We start from the raw sequence: 17,176 nt of genomic DNA on the forward strand, positions 1-17,176 counted from the left end.
CGCTCCTACATTGGGGTGTTTTCTTCAAAATGCACGGTTGAGCTTCCTTTTATTTAGTCGCAGACTTGTTGTATTCGGCATTTATTTCTTCGATAATCTTGCTTCCGCCACCTTGCAGCCACTGATTAACAGCTTGATCCCAGTCTGCCTCTGAAGCTTTTCCCATGATAAATTTGACCGTTGCATCCTGAATGATTTTATTAAGTTCATTACCCAGCTCTATGGCGGTATTCGAGATAAATGGAGCCGCAGGATTGTTTATGGCAAACGTGGCATTATCTCCAAACAGTTCCGTGCTAAGCTTCTCCAGTTCGGTACCATAGTTTTCGATTTGATCCTGTAAAATCATGAATTGATTGCTGTCCGTCATCTCAGCCCGCAACTTCGGATCGGAATTTAGCTGGTAATTCCCGTTCTCAATCGAATATTGTTTCCCTTCAACACCGTATTTCAAGAGATTCTGAATGTCCTTCTCCGATACCTTGTCAAAGTAGGCGAGAATCTGTTTTAATTCATCTTCAGTCTTTACGCTCGTTTTTGGAATCATGTACATCCCCAGGAACCCAGTACCTGCTCGAGTTGCTTCCCCCTTCGGGCCAGAGATTCGGTTAATCAGATTAATTTCCGCATCAGGAGAAACCTTTTTGATGTTGTCTTCGATATTTTTACCGTCTACCATATTGTCAATCCATAATCCCGCCTTACCTTTATACATTACGGTTCGACCGTCCTGGACCAGCGCAAAATCTTGATTAATGAGTTTTTCGTCATATAGTTTCTTATAGAACTTCAGGGTGTCCATGTAAGGCTCCGTCATATGGGCAGGAATAAGTTGGCCGTCTTTCACTTCCCATTCGTTCGGTCCTCCCAAATAAACTAGCATATCTTTAAATCCGGCAATATTATTACCTTGCATACCGACTGCGAGTCCAACGGTATCCTGTCTGCCGTTTTGATCCGGATCTTCTGTGGCAAACGCTTTCAAAACAGTATAAAGTTCATCCACATTTTGCGGTGATTGTAATCCCAGGTTGGTTAACCAATCTTGACGTATCATCAAACCGAAGCGAGCGATATCCCGCTCACGATAGAGGCCATAAATTTTGTCGTCAATTGATGCATTGCTTAATACGATGTCGGACATCTTGCTAAGATTCGGATAGCTTTGAAGGTAGGGTCCCAACTCCCAGAACATGCCGGATCGGGCCGCATTAATGATAAAAGACGCTTTGGGTTCCAATGCAACAAATGTTTTAGGAAGTTCGCCTGATGCAACGGTCGCGCTCAACTTATCCGTGTAAGATGAAGAAGGTACCCACGACACGGATAGATCCGTATTCGTTTTCTCCTCCAGTAATGCAAGAATGGAGCTGTTCCCACTCATCTGCTCTGCGCTATATGTTGGCATCATCATCGTTAGAGATAGCTTTCCTTGTGAATCCCCAGTGCTAGCTCCCTGGGGAGAACTGACATCATTCCCTCCACAACCGGTAATCACCAAAGCGAAAGAAGCGACCAATGCAATCGTGCTAAACAGTGACTTGCGATACTTTTTCTTCATAAATAAATCCTCCTCATCGTAAATTCATTGCTTAAGTTAAGTGTTCAGCCTTTCACTGATCCCAGTAATACCCCTTTGGCGAAATGCTTCTGTAAAAACGGATACACGAGCAATATGGGCAGTGTAGAAACAACGATGACGGCCATTTTAATGGATTGTTCCGGTGGAGATACATAGTCCGCATCCATGGCAGTGGAATCTCCGATTCCGCCCGATGCCAAAATAACGAATTGCCTCAATAGAACCTGGATTGGCCATTTGGTGTTATCGTTGATATAGAGAACGGCGCTAAAGTACGTATTCCAGTGACCTACGGCATAGAACAAGGAAAATGTGGCGATAGCCGGCATAGAGAGCGGGAGAACAATTCTGAAAAAAACGCTCAAATCATTGCAACCATCGATTTTGGCAGATTCCTCCAAGCTTTCAGGAAGCTGTTGAAAAAAATTGCGAATAATAATCAGATTAAATGCGCTGATCGCTCCAGGAATGAGCAAGGACCAATACGTATTGATCATACCCAGTTGTTTAACCACGAGAAATGTTGGAATCATTCCGCCGCTGAACAACATTGTGAATACAATCAGCATCAGGATCGGTTTGCGGAAGTCCATGTCTTTACGGGCTAGTGGATAGGCCATCAAGCATGTTAAAAATATGTTAATAAGCGTACCGAATACCGTAATGAAAATGGTGACCAACAAACTTTTGATAAGGGCGGGGGTAGAAAATATATACTTATAGGCGTCCAATGAAAACTCCGTTGGAAATACGATGAACCCGCGAAGCAATAATTCTTTCTGAGTGGCAAAGGAGCCGGCAATAACATATACAAAAGGTAGAACCGTGAGTAGTGCGAAAATGCTCAACAGCGTTATGTTCAAGCAATCGAAAATCCGGCTTCCGCGGCTTGGCGATATGTTCATTCTGTAATTCCTCCTTTCCTTAGTAAATCCCTTCTTCACCAAACCTCTTGGCTAAATGATTGGCCACCACAACAAGAATCAGACCAATAAACGATTTGAATAATCCGACGGCTGTACTGAAACTATACTGACCTTGGCTAATTCCGACCGAGTATACATACGTATCGAAAACTTCTCCAACCTCGCGATTCATCGCGTTAAGCATTAGGAAAATCTGTTCAAAGCCCGTATCCAAAAAGTTCCCCAAACGGAGGATCAACAGGATGATGATGGTGCTGCGAATTGCTGGCAATGTAATATGCCATAACTGTCGTAGTCGATTCGCTCCATCCATCCTTGCCGCTTCGTACAATTGTGGATCGACGCCTGACAACGCAGCAAGAAAAATAATCGTGCCCCAACCTGTTTCTTTCCAGATGACTTCGGCCGTAACGATCGTCCGGAACCACTCGTTGCTGGCCAGAAAATTTATTTTTTCCCTACCGAAGTATGCCAGGATATCATTCACGATACCGCCTTCTGTGGTCAAAAAAATATAAGCAATTCCCACGACAACGACCCAAGACATAAAATGGGGAATATACACCAACGTTTGAATGGTTCGCTTGAATACATGATGCCTCAGCTCGTTCAACATCAGTGCAATGATAATGGGAAGCGGAAAGAAAAACAAAATATTAAGGAAAGCAAGCACAAGCGTATTGCGGAATAGAACAACAAAATTGGGATCGTTAAATAAACGTTCGAAGTGCTTAAGTCCTACAAAGGGGCTGTCCAAAAAACCTAGGAATGGTTGATAATCTTTAAAAGCGATTAGAACTCCGTACATGGGCCAGTATTTAAAGAGGAGAAAATACAATAGTCCAGGAAGAAGCATGAAATATAACCAGCGATTCTTAACGATCCTTCCGAACAACGTTGGTGCTCGTGTTGTAGAGTATGGAAGGGAGTGGACATTCATTTTTTTTTGCATGTCATCTTATCCTTTCTAATGAAGTCAATTTGGAATTGATTTACATAGCCATAGCATAGAAGGAACGGATGTTACCGTCGATAGTCCCTGATTGTGGAAAGTAGTCCCCCTACGTGATACGACAGACAATAAACGCCAATAGTCATTCGTTGCGCAAGTAATCACTAATTGCTATTTGAGACTATGAAGCAGCTTTGATCTTCTAAATGAACCAGTTAGATCCGTGCATTGTATGTCGTATTGAGAATGCTAGTGGTGGTTATTTTAAAGAAACGAAGAAGCGAACCCCCCGCAAGGGGTTCGCTTCTTCGTCTTAAAGTTCCTACCAAATATTATAGTGCCAAGGTAATTCGGGCATGTTGGCGTCGACATACCCTCTCCCAAATAGCAATAGGGAGGGTGCCATTGCACATATCCTTTGATTGTCATGTTGTTTTGAAAGGCTGGATCTTGCGCAAGTGTAAACAATCTTGCAGTAGACGGAGAATCCACGGAAATTAGATAAACTGTTCTCAGTTCATTTACCGATCCGTTTTTTTAGTTTACCTTTTGTTTAAGAATGAATTCTTCTAAATTGATTTAGACCCAGCAACTCTTGTTTTTTAAATACAGTGCAAAAATAGTTTGCGTCTTCAAATCCGGCCAAATAGGCAATCTCTTTGATTTGCATTTGTGGGTTATGCAGGAGAAGTTCCTTGCTCTTTTGGATTTGATAAGAATGGTCGGTTATGGTTCTTGAACGTTGACGTAGCTTCTGGGACTGTATACTTCCTTGTTTAAAATTGGTGGCACAAGATACAACCGTTGAATATTGGAACTTAGCTTTAGACATCAATGCATGGAGTCAATTTGTAGGCATAAAAACGATTGTGCCATTCATGAAGGAAAATGGGGGCGGATCAATAGTCAACGTGCGGAAGAAATACGCTCGCTTCGCTATATTCCGAATTGTCGAGGGACAAGAACATGTTCCCATTCAAGTCGCTATTATAGCAGCTTTTTTATTTTATCGGTACAAGTTCTTGTCCCGAGCCAAGGACAAGAACTTGTACCGATTGCCGGAATGGACAAGAACATAGTCCGATTGTCGATTAGATGGATATCTAACTAGAATTCACAGCGTTATTCCATTAAACTAATGGGCGGTTAGTTGAATAATAGGGCACCCAAATCTTGTCCCTGTTTATGCAATAGTTGGGTGCCTTACTGATTAAATTGCTTTTTATGTTCTAATTAAAAGATTAGTTCAGATGCAATCAACTCTAAAACAATCGTCTCTCTTTCAATGGAAAATCCCATAGAAGCCTCTTTATTCAATATTACCTGCCGATTATGCATAATGGCCTGATGAATGTCGATCCAGACGGCAGACATCCCATTGTTCATTTCATAATCTTCGAGTTTGGCTTCTCCAAGCTGTTCATGAATGTTACAAACATAGTAATAAGATAACATATGGATCAGATCATATTCGAGTTTGTAATGGGGACGATACTCTTCAATGTAGCCGAACTCGCTTGTCACCTCAATCTGGGTAGCACCGGTTTCTTCGGCAATCTCTCTTCTTAGCCCACTTAGTAGGTCCTCATCCGCTTCCACACCACCTCCGGGAAAACTGTAGTCATTATATCTACGTGTATAGAGTAGAAGAATCTCAGAACCACGCATAATAATGCCACGTGCTGCTTTTCGTTCAAACATTCGTCCATTTAGGGCGGGTGTATCGGGATGAATTAACTTTTGAATCATTCTCATTGTTTAGTCTTCCTTTACTTGAGTAGGATGTGAAACGCTATGAATGGAAGAGAAAATCACAGGAGTACGTTGTAATTGTGAGTAAAAGAAGTTTCTGGAGTACTTCTGAGATCTTCTTTTCCCAAATCTCACAGCGGGCTTCTTTTTTCTGCTCTAGTCCATATAGTGCGGATTTCAAATGGGATTCTGTTGTTTTCATCAGTTCATTAGCATCTCGTACATAGACAAACCCTCGGCTAATGAGGTCAGGCCCTGCTATCATTTGGCATGTCTCATTGTTTAAGACAAGTGCGACAATAAGTACACCATCCTTAGCCAATACATAGATTCTGTTGGAGGGTATTCCAACTTGCTCAGCTAGTTTTTGATGACTTACCAGCATTCGATATTCTCCATGGATCGGTATGAAATATTTCGGGCGCATGGTCCGTATCATCAGTTTTAAATCTTCCCGTGATCCATGCCCGGAAGTATGAATGTCATACTCCGCTCCGTAGAGGACAGCGGCTCCAGAACGCATCAGCATATCTATGCTTCGATTGACTTGAATGACGTTACCAGGAATCGGAAAAGAAGAAAAGACGACCGTATCTCCTGGGAATATTTGAACGTGACGGTGGGAGCCGGCTGCAATACGGGTTAAAGCTGCATTAGGCTCTCCTTGACTACCCGTGCATAAAATGATGACTTGATGATGTGGAGTGGTGTGGATTTCCTTCATATCCATTAGCATACCTTGTGGTATATGAAGGTGTCCAAGTTCTTGACCAATGGAGAATATTTTTTCCATGCTGTGGCCCAGTATTAAAATTCTCCGATTACACTCCGAAGCAGCATGAATAACTTGTTGTAACCTGTGGACATTGACGCAAAAGTCGCAAACAAAACTCGACCTTCACATTGCTGGATTAATTCCAAAACAGATTTACCCACTGTATGTTCTGAAAGAGACTGACCTTCGCGTTCACTGTTGGTACTATCAGACAGCAAAGCAAGCACACCTTTTTCACCTAACTGCATCATTTTATGAAGATCTGCTGTCTTTCCTTCAGGTGTCATATCAAATTTGAAGTCACCTGTGTGCACAATAGAACCATAAGGCGTATCTACAACAATACCAAAGGCATCGGGTATGCTGTGTATTGTTCGGAAAAAATGAACAGAAAGCTGCTGAAATGATACGCGTTCGTGATCCTGAATGATATGAAAATCCACTGAATTCGTTAACTTGTGCTCTTCCAACTTGGCTTTGACCAAGCCGATCGTTAGTGCACCGCCATAGATTGGAAACGAGAGATGTCTGAGTAAATAAGGAATAGTGCCAATATGATCTTCATGTCCATGAGTAAGGAAAAGAGCTTTAATCTGTTGAGGCTTGTCCAGCAAGTAACGTATATCAGGAATAATGTAATCTACACCGTTCATATGAGCATCGGGGGATTTCAAACCTGAGTCAATCAAAATGATTTCATTTTTGTATTCGATCCCATACATGTTCTTTCCAATTTCCCCGAGACCTCCAAGCGCAAAAATACGTACAGCAGGAGGAAGATAGCGTGATGTTTTTTGTGGTTTTTGAGTCTTTAATTTGGAGTGTTCCAAGATTTCCTCTCCTCCAGTCAACGTTTAAATGATCTAATCTAATTCCTTTTAGAAAAAGAAGAGAGACCTCTGCAATTGCAGAGGCCCCATGCTTCATATCCATCATCTATTTCACAATCATAACTGGACAATGAGCCCTCTTAACGACTTTATGACTTACACTTCCAAGTACGAATTCCTGTAAGGAGTTCAGTCCCCGGCTACCGATAATAAGCAGATCAACGCTGTTCTTATTCGCGTAATCAACAATCGTAGGACCAGGATCTCCATTTACGAAGGTAACTCGATATTTCACATGTTTCTCTGTAAGTTCTTGCTGAACAGGCATAAGTTTCTGTTTACGTTTCAGTTCAATTTCCTCATGATTCTGAGAATGGAGCACTTCATCTTTGACCTTGGATAGGTCTACAACAAACAGAATCTCGACCTCAGCATCAGGGATTAAGGATGCAATATAAGCGGCTTCTTTCGCTGCCCGAATGGCATTATTAGAACCATCTGCAGCAAGTAGAATATGTTGATACATGTTCATCTCTCCTACCTTAATGTGATTTTAATTGTGCATTTGGATCTTGATACACCGCTAACTTATTTACGAGTTTTTCACTTGACGTATTCAGTCCTTTAATCGTGACACGATTATGATTCTCCCGATATCTTATGACCACTTTATCGACAGCGCCTACACCTGAATCATCCCAAATGTGTGCATTCGAGAAATCAATGACAATTTCCGAATCCGCAATCTCGAAGTCAAAAGATTCAATAAATCCTTCCACGGATGCAAAGAATAATTGACCCGTCACATCAAATCTTACGTTTTTCTCCGTTGAGAGCTGCTTCACACTCACCTTTGAAATTTTAGAAGCAAAGAAGATGGCACTGAGAATGACACCGACAATGACACCTAGTGCAAGGTTATCTGTTACCACAACGACAATAACGGTGACTAGCATAACAAGTGCATCACTTTTTGGGGCTTTACGGAGATAAGAGAAGGAAGACCAGTCAAACGTTCCGACGGCTACCATGATCATAATCCCGGCGAGTACAGGCATAGGGATCTGAACAACGACACCGCCAAGTACAAGGATAAGGAACATGAGGAATACGCCAGCTACGAGCGTAGATAACCTTCCTCGTCCGCCAGACTTGACGTTGATCACAGACTGTCCAATCATGGCGCAGCCTGCCATTCCGCCGAAGAAACCGGTAATGACGTTGGCAATTCCTTGTCCGCGAGCTTCTTTGTTTTTGTTACTGTTCGTTCCCGTCATATCATCCACGATAGAAGCGGTCAAGAGAGATTCGACCAATCCGACAATAGCCAGTGAAATAGAATAAGGGAATATAATTTGCAATGTTTCGATATTAAAAGGAATATCGGGAATAAAGAATGAGGGAAGAGATTGTGTGATAATACCTAGCTCTCCAACCGTTCCCAAATCCAGGTTACCCCAAATGGTAGCTGCGGTTAAAACCACAATGGCAATAAGAGGTGCTGGAATGGCTTTGAAGAATCGGGGTAAAACATATACAATAAGTAAGGTAACTCCAACGAAGATGTAGGTCAGCGTGGATATGCCTACAAAATGGGGAACTTGTGCCATGAATATCAGAATAGCGAGAGCATTCACAAAGCCGATCATGACAGCCCTCGGGATGAATTTCATGAGTTTCCCGATTTTGAATACACCAAAAAGCAATTGGATAACCCCAGTAAGAATGGTGGCTGCCAGTAAATACTGAACGCCATGTTCCTTGACCAAAGGAACCATAAGTAAGGCCATGGCTCCAGTAGCAGCCGAAATCATCCCGGGCCGGCCGCCAATAAATGAGATGATGACAGCAATACAAAACGATGCATACAGACCCACCATGGGATCTACACCAGCAATAATAGAAAATGCAATGGCTTCGGGGATCAGTGCCAATGCCACTACTATCCCTGCTAATATGTCCCCTCGAATATTAGAGAACCAATCTGTCTTAATCCGTTCAATCACGTGTACTTCCACTCCTTATCTTTTTTTATGACTCTTACTCGACTAAAAGTCATATCCGGTTGAAGTATATTGATCTTATCACAGAGAGTTCCAAAAAGGAACCATTTCGGTTCTTATTTTGTGTTATAATTTTATAATGTCAGTTGCAGTTAGGAGTTTTAACATGATTATTGGCTATATGAGACCTTCACAGGATGACCCGAATTGTCAAAATCAACACGAAATTTTAAAGCGGAAATCCTGCGATCGAATATTGAAGGAAGAACATTCATCTGCAAAACAAAGAACGCAGCTAAATGCCATGATGAACGAGCTCCAGGCAGGAGATGTCGTCGTTGTTACTCGATTGTTCTCCTTAGCTGACTCTACAAAACATCTTGTCGATCTGCTGAAGGAATTTCAAAAGCGAGAGGCTCATCTGTATTCTCTGAATGAAAATTTGAATACCCAGGACAGTTCTGGTCGTATTTTTCTGGAGCATGTGAAGGCTTTACTTGATTTCCAAGGAGATTTAACTAGTGAAAGCACGAAAAAAGGAATGGATGAAGCGAGGGAAAAGGGGACGAAGTTAGGTCGTCCTCGTAAATTAGATGGCAATGTTATGAAGGCGATACAAATGTATGAAAGTAAAGAGTACAGTCTTGCTGAGATTCGTGAAGAAACAGGTATTAGCAAAACAACCCTGTATCGATACCTCGATAAGTAATTAAATTAAGAAATAGCCTGATTTTTCTCCACGGCGAATGAAGAGAAATCAGGCTTTTGTATTAAAATTGGTTAACATTAGAATACGATCAACTAACTTTCAGAAGACATGGCAATGGCTTTTGTTTCATGCACTGTCCCATAAGGATGCTCAGGCGGCGCATAGATCACGTACACTTTAAGTGGTATACTGCCTGTGTTGGTGATATTGTGCCATTTTCCAGCAGGCACCATAACGGCATAGTCCTCACAGGCCATCGTTTGAAAATTCAATTTGTCTTTCTCGTCTCCCATTTGCACAAGTCCCTGACCTTCTTCAATCCGTATGAATTGATCGGTTGTCGGATGGACTTCCAGACCGATATCTTCGCCAACACGGATACTCATCAGAGTCACTTGAAAATGCTTTCCTGTCCATAGAGCCGTACGATAATTTTGATTATACTTTGTGGCTTGATCAATATTGATTACAAGTGGTTGTTGTCCATAATCTTTTATTTCTATATTTCCACCAGGGTGACTAAGGTTCACATTTCCATGATAGCACGGAGTGGAGATCCCCACTCCGTTGTTATTCCGGATGTTAGGCACTGGATTATGCCATTGATTTCGATTTGATAATTTAGGGTACATAGTCATTCTCCTTCTTTGGTGAAATATCTACTCACACTCTATGCATCCGCCTATATAAAGGTATACAACATTTGCAATAATGGGCATAAGCCTACATGAACACTTACAGGGTGGCTTTAGAGATGAGATAACTAGTCACCAAAGGATAATACTTGCAATTTGCAAATAAATAATTATACTAAATGAGTACATACCTTGTAAGAATGAATCACTCTAATTGTATTTGAAGGAGATGTGTTATGAAACCTATCTGGGATGTCATTGTTATTGGTGGAGGTCAGTCAGGACTTGCTTCCGGTTATCATTTGAAAAAGAGATGGATGTCTTTTTTAATTTTGGAGGCAGGTGAAGAAGCAGGAGGAGCTTGGCCTCAGTATTACGATAATTTAAAGTTATTCTCACCGGCCCGGTACTCGTCTCTGCCTGGGCTTTCGATAGATTCTCCAGGGGATCGATACCCACAACGTGATGAAGTTATTCAATACTTGAAGGACTATGCTTCTCATTTTGACTTGCCTTTAGTTTATAACAGCCGTGTAGATCAAGTATCCAAAGAATCTGGCATTTTTACAGTAACAACTTCAAGTGGAAAGAAATACTTGGCTCGCAATCTGATTTCAGCAACAGGATCGTTTAGTAGGCCCTATACCCCTTCGATTCCAAATCACGAACAATTTGAGGGGGAAATCTTACATTCCGCGACGTATCGAACACCGGCCCCTTTTCATAATCAATCGGTCATTGTTGTAGGGAGAGGAAATTCCGCGGTTCAGATTGCGATGGAACTATCCGAAGTAGCTGAAACAACACTTGCTGTGAGAGAACCAGTAGCACTAATCCCGCAGCGTCTCTTGGGCCAGGATATTCACTTCTGGTTTAAGTTAACGGGGATCGATTCGTTTTGGAAATTTGGGAAGTCATTTGCAAACGGTTCATCCGTTCTAGATTTGGAGGGATATAAGGAGCGGCTTAAAGCGGGAAACCCGAAACAAAAGAAAATGTTCACCGCATTTTATGACAGTGGGGTGATCTGGTCTGATGGAACACGAGAAGAGGTCCAAACCGTCATTTTCGCGACAGGATATCGCTCTAATGTTTCTTATATTGATGCATTAGATGGACTAGATGGCCAAGGCGAACCCCAGCAACAGAACGGGATTAGCAAGACAATCCCCGGACTTTATTTTGTAGGCTTGTCTGGACAGCGCTCCTTTGCATCAGCGACCCTTCGGGGTGTCGGACCAGATGCTGAGTATGTCGTTAAGCATATTCGTAACAATGTGAAATAGCAGAAGAATGCACGATAGTTGCAATATACAAATAATATGATTATAATAGACACCAAGAGGTGATCATGTTGCCGGATAACCAAAACCCCAGAGAGTTATTACAGATCATGGTACGTCGCTTCGGCTTGCTGGATAAAAATTGTTGTACGGTTGGAGAGCAGGAAATATCTTTAATCCAAAGCCATATCCTATATGAAATTGACCATCAACATGAGCCATCCATGCAACAAATTGCCGAAACGCTAGCCATGGATATTACAACCTTTAGTCGTCAAATACAGACGTTGATTAAGAAAAACCTGGTCTTAAAAACACCTCATCCTGAAGATCGTAGAGTATACATTCTGAGATTGACGGTAGAGGGAAAGTTTGTTGCGACAGCTATAGATCATCGGATGAATACACATCTGGAAGAAGTTTTTTCTTTCATGACCGATACAGAAAAAGCAATCGTTATGCAATCTGTTAAACTGCTTAATGAGAGTATGTTAAAATCGAAAATGTGCTGTACGCCAGTGGGGTAATGAGCAGTATTACCCCGTTACATTGCTCTAATACTTGTAGTTTGCAAATATATTCAACTAACTACTGGAGGTCATTTGAAATGAAAAACATTGAATTTAAACAAGTCGAGTCCTGTTGTGAACCTACGCTCATGGAAAAGCAGATCTCTCTTCAAGATCCTGTACACCAAGGAGAGCTATCTCATTTACCTGTAGCCATCATTGGTGCTGGGCCTATTGGTCTGGCAGCAGCAGCACATCTGATTGAAGCTGGCCAATCATTTATCATTTTTGAGGCGGGGAGTAAAGTAGGTGAGAATATCTCCAAGTGGGGCCATGTTCGTCTATTTTCGCCATGGCAGTATAACGTAGATAAAGCAGCAGAGAGGTTGTTGAAGAAGATTGGGTGGATTGCCCCATCTCCAGACGAATTACCGACGGGACATGAGCTGCGTGATCTGTATTTACTTCCGCTCGCAAAACTTCCGAAAATTCAAACTGATCTTCATTTAAATACACGTGTTGTGGGGATTAGTCGCAAAAATACAGATAAAATGAAAACCGTAGGCCGCGAGAAACAACCCTTTATGATCTATGTTGAAGAGGAGGGGAAGAACAAGCGGTATGAGGCTAGAGCTGTGATCGATGCTTCAGGAACGTGGGAACACGCTAACCCTGTACTTTCTAGTGGTGTACTCACTCCTGGAGAGAAAGCTCTTCATGACCGTATATTCTATGGCATTCCGGATGTACTAGGGGAAGCGCGGGAGCGTTACAAGAATAAACATGTTGCCGTTGTAGGAGGTGGACATTCGGCCTTGAATACGTTACTTGATCTATCCAGTCTGCAAGAAATGGATTCAGGTACAAAACTGACCTGGTTGATGAGAAGAGATCAAGTAGAGGAAGCTTATGGTGGAGAAGCGAATGATCAACTGGAAGCCAGAGGTGAACTAGGAAGTCGAATTCATCAACTCGTTGATGCTGGAAAGGTCAACGTGATAACGCCATTTCATATTCAGGAACTTCAGCAGAGAGGCGATCAAGTCACCATCATTGGAGAGCAACGTGGTGTTATTCAGGAAATAGCTCAAGTGGATGAAATCATTGTGAATACAGGTAGCAGACCCGACTTTACCTTCTTAAGAGAGTTGAGGCTTAGCATTGACCAGATTACCGAAAGTGTCGAAACCCTGGCACCATTAATTGATCCGAATGTTCATAGCTGCGGCACCGTTCGTCCACATGGTGAGAAAGAGCTTCGTCATATGGAACAAGGGTTGTATATTGTAGGTATGAAGAGTTATGGACGTGCACCTACTTTCCTGATGGCTACAGGATATGAACAGGTTCGATCCGTGGTGGCCTTTTTAGTCGGTGATCTAGAAGCCGCTTTAAAAGTAGAGCTGGATCTACCGGAGACCGGTGTATGCAGTGTCAATCGCCAGCAAGTGAAGGTGGTAGCTGAGGAAAAGGGTGATTGCAGTACCTCTTGTACCAATTAAAAATGGAAGAGAGTTTACGAACACCCGAAGCGTTGGTTCTAATTTGAACCAACGCTTTTTAAGGTTAATTCGATTTAAACGTTGACTTCAATTTTTTTATATTATAATATAAGCATGCACTTATATTGACGGAAGGAGGAAGTGATATGGATTCTATTCAAGAAGCAGCGGATAAGATTAAATTGCTGGGCGATAAAACACGTCTTACTATACTTACACTCCTCAAAGAACGTGAATGGTGCGTGTGTGAATTTGTAGAGATTTTAGACATGTCACAACCTGGAATTAGTCAGCATTTGCGCAAGCTGAAGGATCAAGGCTTGGTTAAAGAGAATAAACGTGGCCAATGGGTACACTATTCTTTAAATGTAGAGAATACACCCTATATTAAATCTGTCTTGGAACTGATGCCGGACACGGCAACGATTCTTAAGTCTTTGAACAAAGAGAACTTTACATCCGTGTGTAATTAATTTTTAATCAATATATAAGTATATTGTTATATACAAATATAAATTTAAAGGAACTGAAAGAGGGGGAGGGTTTTGTTTTCTACGCTGTTAGCCTGTATTATCTTTTTAATTACGCTAGTCCTGGTCATCTGGCAGCCTAAAAACCTATCCATTGGTTGGTCTGCTTGCGGCGGAGCAATTCTTGCTTTACTTGTGGGTGTGGTCAATCTCCAAGACGTCTGGGATGTGACGCAAATCGTGTGGAATGCCACGCTTGCGTTTGTAGCGATCATTCTGATTTCGTTAATTCTGGATCGTATCGGATTTTTCGAGTGGGCTGCCTTACATATGGCCAAGGCTGCTCACGGCAATGGTGTCCGGATGTTTGTTTACGTCTCGATCTTGGGTGCTGTGGTTTCTGCCTTCTTTGCCAATGACGGAGGCGCACTGATTCTGACACCGATTGTTCTAGCCATGGTACGTGCACTGAATTTCGATGAGAAAAAAGTGTTTCCGTTTATTATTGCTAGCGGATTTATTGCCGATACGACTTCCTTGCCATTGGTTGTAAGTAACCTGGTCAACATCGTATCTGCTGACTTCTTTGGCATTACCTTCATGGAATACGCAGGAAGGATGTTTGTTCCGAATCTGTTCTCACTGGTTGCAAGTATCGGCGTGCTGTATCTCTTCTTCCGAAAAAGTATTCCAAAACGCTTTGATGTGAGCGAATTGAAACCACCAGCAACTGCCATTAAGGATATGAAAATGTTTCGGTTGTCGTGGGTGGTGTTAGGGGTTCTTCTCATTGGATACTTCACCAGTGAATTCGTCGGTATTCCCGTATCTCTTGTAGCAGGTGTTGTCGCAATATTCTTCCTGATCATGGCTTCCCGAAGTTCTGCTGTACCGACTACATTGGTTGTCAAAGAAGCGCCGTGGGCCATCGTATTCTTCTCCATCGGCATGTATGTCGTGGTCTATGGTCTACGTAACGTGGGTTTAACGGATCTCCTAGCCGTGGTCATTCAGGCTGTGGCTGATCAAGGGTTGTTTGCTGCAACGATAGGTATGGGCTTTATCGCGGCAATCATTTCATCCTTGATGAACAATATGCCTACCGTGCTAATTGATGCGCTTGCCATTGATGCAACAACGGCTACAGGAACGGTTCGGGAGGCGCTCATTTACGCCAATATTATTGGATCAGACCTGGGTCCCAAGATTACCCCGATCGGTTCACTGGCGACGCTGCTCTGGCTTCATGTGCTTAGCACGAAAGGCGTCAAAATCTCATGGGGCACTTACTTCAAGACAGGTATCATTATCACCGTTCCGACTCTGCTTATTACGCTAGTGGGTCTATATCTGTGGTTAAGCATTCTATAATTCAAACAACGAGGAGACGATGAACATGAGTAAAAAAACACTGTACTTCCTGTGCACAGGCAACTCTTGCCGGAGCCAAATGGCCGAAGGCTGGGCTAAGAAATATCTAAGTGAGGACTGGAACATTTATAGTGCGGGAATTGAGGCACACGGTCTGAATCCAAAAGCAGTGGAAGCCATGAACGAAGTTGACCTGGATATTTCTACTCAAACTTCCGATATCATTGATTCAGAGTTGTTGAACAATGCTGATTTTGTAGTTACGTTGTGTGGGGATGCTGCCGATAAATGTCCAATGACACCACCACATGTCAAGCGGGAACACTGGGGATTCGATGATCCTGCCAAAGCGCAAGGTACAGATGAAGAGAAATGGGCTGTATTCCAAACGGTTCGTGACCAGATTGGGGAGCGCATTAAAACGTTCGCTGAAACCGGCAAATAATATAAACCTGCCGGGAGAGTTCTTTCCCGGCTTTTCCATATGCTACTGGATTTGAACTCGTCGTTAGCGGTGGCCCAAGCTACTGTTAGGAACAACTAGAGAAGGGGAGAATAACGATGTCTAATTATCATGAACTGGTTAAAGGTAAAGTATATATTGGAGGAGCAGATGCTGCTCTAAGTGCGATCAAGGAGCAAGGTGTAACTGAGGTATTTGATCTCCGAGATGATGGTAAGGCACAAGAAGGATTCCCTGATTCAGCACACCGACATCATTATCCAATTGTTGAAAATCGGAATGATCAGGAAGAATCCATCAAGTCCGCCATTCAAGCCGTGACTGAAGCTGTTCAGGAAGGTAAAAAAGTATTCTTTCACTGTGCTGGTGGCCGGAACCGTACGGGTACAGTGGCCACAGCTCTTTTGATGAATTTGGGTGAAGCTAGTACGGTTGAAGAAGCCGAAAAGCTGGCCATGGAGAGACGTCCGGACATTTCAATCAAGCCTGAAATGCGTAATATGCTGAAGAATATGTATGAAGCAAATAATAGTTAATATTATCTCTTTCGATAAAGGGACGTTGTCATACACAATGACAACGTCCCTTTATCCGTGCATTCCAGCTTTGTGAATGAGTTATAGCACTTGTGTCAGAACTTAAGCCACGTCGTAATAAAACGTTCGAGGCGCGTCAATTCTAGCGTAAGGTGAGTGGTCGAACGAGCAATACAACAACTTCATTCAAAAAGAGATTGACACTTGGGTACAGCTACAACAGGATATCGGCATTTGAGCTCCTTGTCCATGGTGAATTTGAAAGAACTGACATGGTTGAATTCTTTGGTTAAAAGCTTGATGAGTTTGCTTTTACTCTAAGCGGTTGGGCACAGTCTTATGGTTCATGTTGTGTGAATCCACCAGTTATCGGCGCATTTGATGAGGCCACGACTGTGCAAGAGACAGTATATGCTCAATCCTTGACTGAACGCCCGGTTAAAGGAATGTTAACAGGTCCAATCACTATTATGAAATGGTCATTCGTACGTGATGATATCTCACGGGAACAAGTTGCATATCAACTGGCCTATGGCTTAAGACAAGAGGTAGAAGCACTGGAGATTGCAGGAATGGGAGTGATCCATGTAAACAAGCACGCTGTCCATGAAGGATTGCTGCATATGATTTGTTTTATTTTTTGGTTAAGCATCAGGAAAAGGCGTTTTTAGAGAAGAATTACTCAGAGAAGTGTGGAAGTCGTCCCGCCAGCAAATTTATTATCAACGTACAGTTGATACATACATTCAAAGATTACGTGAAAAAGTGTTTTCCGATTATTCAAATGGGAACGAATTCACGGGTATTTTATAGTTGGATAATTTTAAGAACCTAGTAAATATAATTTTTATCTGAAAGATACGTAGATCTTATAAATG

Annotated in this window: 19 protein-coding genes and 1 pseudogene; 10 read left to right on the forward strand and 10 right to left on the reverse strand. The window is 42.3% G+C overall.

Annotated elements, in window-relative coordinates; translation table 11 throughout:
- Positions 1-49: 49 nt before the first annotated feature.
- The 4 genes from MKY92_RS16565 to MKY92_RS16580 form a co-directional block, all read right to left on the reverse strand.
- Positions 50-1,561 (reverse strand): extracellular solute-binding protein, encoded by a 1,512-nt coding sequence (locus MKY92_RS16565; protein ID WP_339296959.1) that lies wholly within the window; start codon positions 1,559-1,561, stop codon positions 50-52.
- A 44-nt stretch (positions 1,562-1,605) separates the two neighbouring features.
- Positions 1,606-2,487, reverse strand: coding sequence for a carbohydrate ABC transporter permease (locus tag MKY92_RS16570; RefSeq protein ID WP_339296960.1), 882 nt, complete (start codon positions 2,485-2,487; stop codon positions 1,606-1,608).
- A gap of 19 nt (positions 2,488-2,506) precedes the next feature.
- Positions 2,507-3,448 carry an ABC transporter permease subunit gene (locus tag MKY92_RS16575; RefSeq protein ID WP_339301818.1) on the reverse strand — a complete coding sequence of 314 codons (942 nt, stop codon included), beginning with the start codon at positions 3,446-3,448 and terminating at the stop codon, positions 2,507-2,509.
- 565 nt (positions 3,449-4,013) lie between these two features.
- Positions 4,014-4,292, reverse strand: a complete 279-nt coding sequence (locus tag MKY92_RS16580; RefSeq protein ID WP_339296961.1) for a helix-turn-helix domain-containing protein — start codon at positions 4,290-4,292, stop codon at positions 4,014-4,016.
- A gap of 46 nt (positions 4,293-4,338) precedes the next feature.
- Here MKY92_RS16580 and MKY92_RS16585 point away from each other — a divergent pair, with 46 nt between their 5' ends.
- Positions 4,339-4,539: a hypothetical protein gene (locus MKY92_RS16585; RefSeq protein ID WP_339296962.1), complete on the forward strand. Its 201-nt coding sequence runs from the start codon at positions 4,339-4,341 to the stop codon at positions 4,537-4,539.
- A gap of 154 nt (positions 4,540-4,693) precedes the next feature.
- Here the strand turns inward: MKY92_RS16585 and MKY92_RS16590 are convergent, their stop codons facing one another.
- From MKY92_RS16590 to MKY92_RS16610, 5 genes are all read right to left on the reverse strand, one after another.
- A complete protein-coding gene (locus tag MKY92_RS16590; RefSeq protein ID WP_339296963.1) occupies positions 4,694-5,215 on the reverse strand; it encodes an NUDIX hydrolase in 522 nt (173 codons plus the stop codon).
- 37 nt (positions 5,216-5,252) lie between these two features.
- Positions 5,253-6,005, reverse strand: a complete 753-nt coding sequence (locus MKY92_RS16595; protein WP_339296964.1) for a ribonuclease J — start codon at positions 6,003-6,005, stop codon at positions 5,253-5,255.
- A gap of 14 nt (positions 6,006-6,019) precedes the next feature.
- Entirely contained in the window at positions 6,020-6,817 is a 798-nt protein-coding gene (locus MKY92_RS16600) for a ribonuclease J (RefSeq protein WP_339296965.1), read from the reverse strand.
- A 106-nt stretch (positions 6,818-6,923) separates the two neighbouring features.
- Positions 6,924-7,343 carry a universal stress protein gene (locus MKY92_RS16605; protein WP_339296966.1) on the reverse strand — a complete coding sequence of 140 codons (420 nt, stop codon included), beginning with the start codon at positions 7,341-7,343 and terminating at the stop codon, positions 6,924-6,926.
- 16 nt (positions 7,344-7,359) lie between these two features.
- A complete protein-coding gene (locus MKY92_RS16610; RefSeq protein ID WP_339296967.1) occupies positions 7,360-8,823 on the reverse strand; it encodes a SulP family inorganic anion transporter in 1,464 nt (487 codons plus the stop codon).
- Between the two features lie 163 nt (positions 8,824-8,986).
- On the opposite strand from MKY92_RS16610, the gene MKY92_RS16615 reads away from it, so the two are divergent.
- On the forward strand, positions 8,987-9,529 hold the full coding sequence (locus MKY92_RS16615) for a recombinase family protein (protein ID WP_339296968.1): 543 nt from the start codon (positions 8,987-8,989) through the stop codon (positions 9,527-9,529).
- Positions 9,530-9,621: 92 nt separating this feature from the next.
- Here the strand turns inward: MKY92_RS16615 and MKY92_RS16620 are convergent, their stop codons facing one another.
- Entirely contained in the window at positions 9,622-10,161 is a 540-nt protein-coding gene (locus MKY92_RS16620) for a cupin domain-containing protein (RefSeq protein ID WP_339296969.1), read from the reverse strand.
- Between the two features lie 239 nt (positions 10,162-10,400).
- On the opposite strand from MKY92_RS16620, the gene MKY92_RS16625 reads away from it, so the two are divergent.
- The 8 genes and pseudogenes from MKY92_RS16625 to MKY92_RS16660 all read left to right on the forward strand — a co-directional run.
- Positions 10,401-11,450 carry an NAD(P)-binding domain-containing protein gene (locus MKY92_RS16625; RefSeq protein WP_339296970.1) on the forward strand — a complete coding sequence of 350 codons (1,050 nt, stop codon included), beginning with the start codon at positions 10,401-10,403 and terminating at the stop codon, positions 11,448-11,450.
- A gap of 65 nt (positions 11,451-11,515) precedes the next feature.
- Complete coding sequence (locus MKY92_RS16630) at positions 11,516-11,974, forward strand: MarR family transcriptional regulator (protein ID WP_079350227.1); 459 nt, start codon at positions 11,516-11,518, stop codon at positions 11,972-11,974.
- 80 nt (positions 11,975-12,054) lie between these two features.
- Entirely contained in the window at positions 12,055-13,458 is a 1,404-nt protein-coding gene (locus tag MKY92_RS16635) for an NAD(P)-binding domain-containing protein (RefSeq protein WP_339296971.1), read from the forward strand.
- Positions 13,459-13,604: 146 nt separating this feature from the next.
- A complete protein-coding gene (locus tag MKY92_RS16640; protein WP_339296972.1) occupies positions 13,605-13,931 on the forward strand; it encodes a metalloregulator ArsR/SmtB family transcription factor in 327 nt (108 codons plus the stop codon).
- A 72-nt stretch (positions 13,932-14,003) separates the two neighbouring features.
- Positions 14,004-15,299 (forward strand): arsenic transporter, encoded by a 1,296-nt coding sequence (locus MKY92_RS16645; protein WP_339296973.1) that lies wholly within the window; start codon positions 14,004-14,006, stop codon positions 15,297-15,299.
- Positions 15,300-15,324: 25 nt separating this feature from the next.
- Positions 15,325-15,744: an arsenate reductase (thioredoxin) gene (gene arsC / locus MKY92_RS16650; protein ID WP_339296974.1), complete on the forward strand. Its 420-nt coding sequence runs from the start codon at positions 15,325-15,327 to the stop codon at positions 15,742-15,744.
- Positions 15,745-15,860: 116 nt separating this feature from the next.
- The gene (locus MKY92_RS16655; protein ID WP_339296975.1) at positions 15,861-16,298 is read left to right on the forward strand and encodes a dual specificity protein phosphatase family protein; all 438 of its coding nucleotides are present in this window, start codon (positions 15,861-15,863) and stop codon (positions 16,296-16,298) included.
- Between the two features lie 151 nt (positions 16,299-16,449).
- Positions 16,450-16,915 (forward strand): annotated as a pseudogene (locus MKY92_RS16660) (5-methyltetrahydropteroyltriglutamate--homocysteine S-methyltransferase); the annotation flags it as partial.
- Positions 16,916-17,176 lie beyond the last annotated feature (261 nt).

Origin of the sequence: Paenibacillus sp. FSL R5-0623, assembly GCF_037974265.1 — a bacterium.
Lineage (GTDB): Bacteria > Bacillota > Bacilli > Paenibacillales > Paenibacillaceae > Paenibacillus.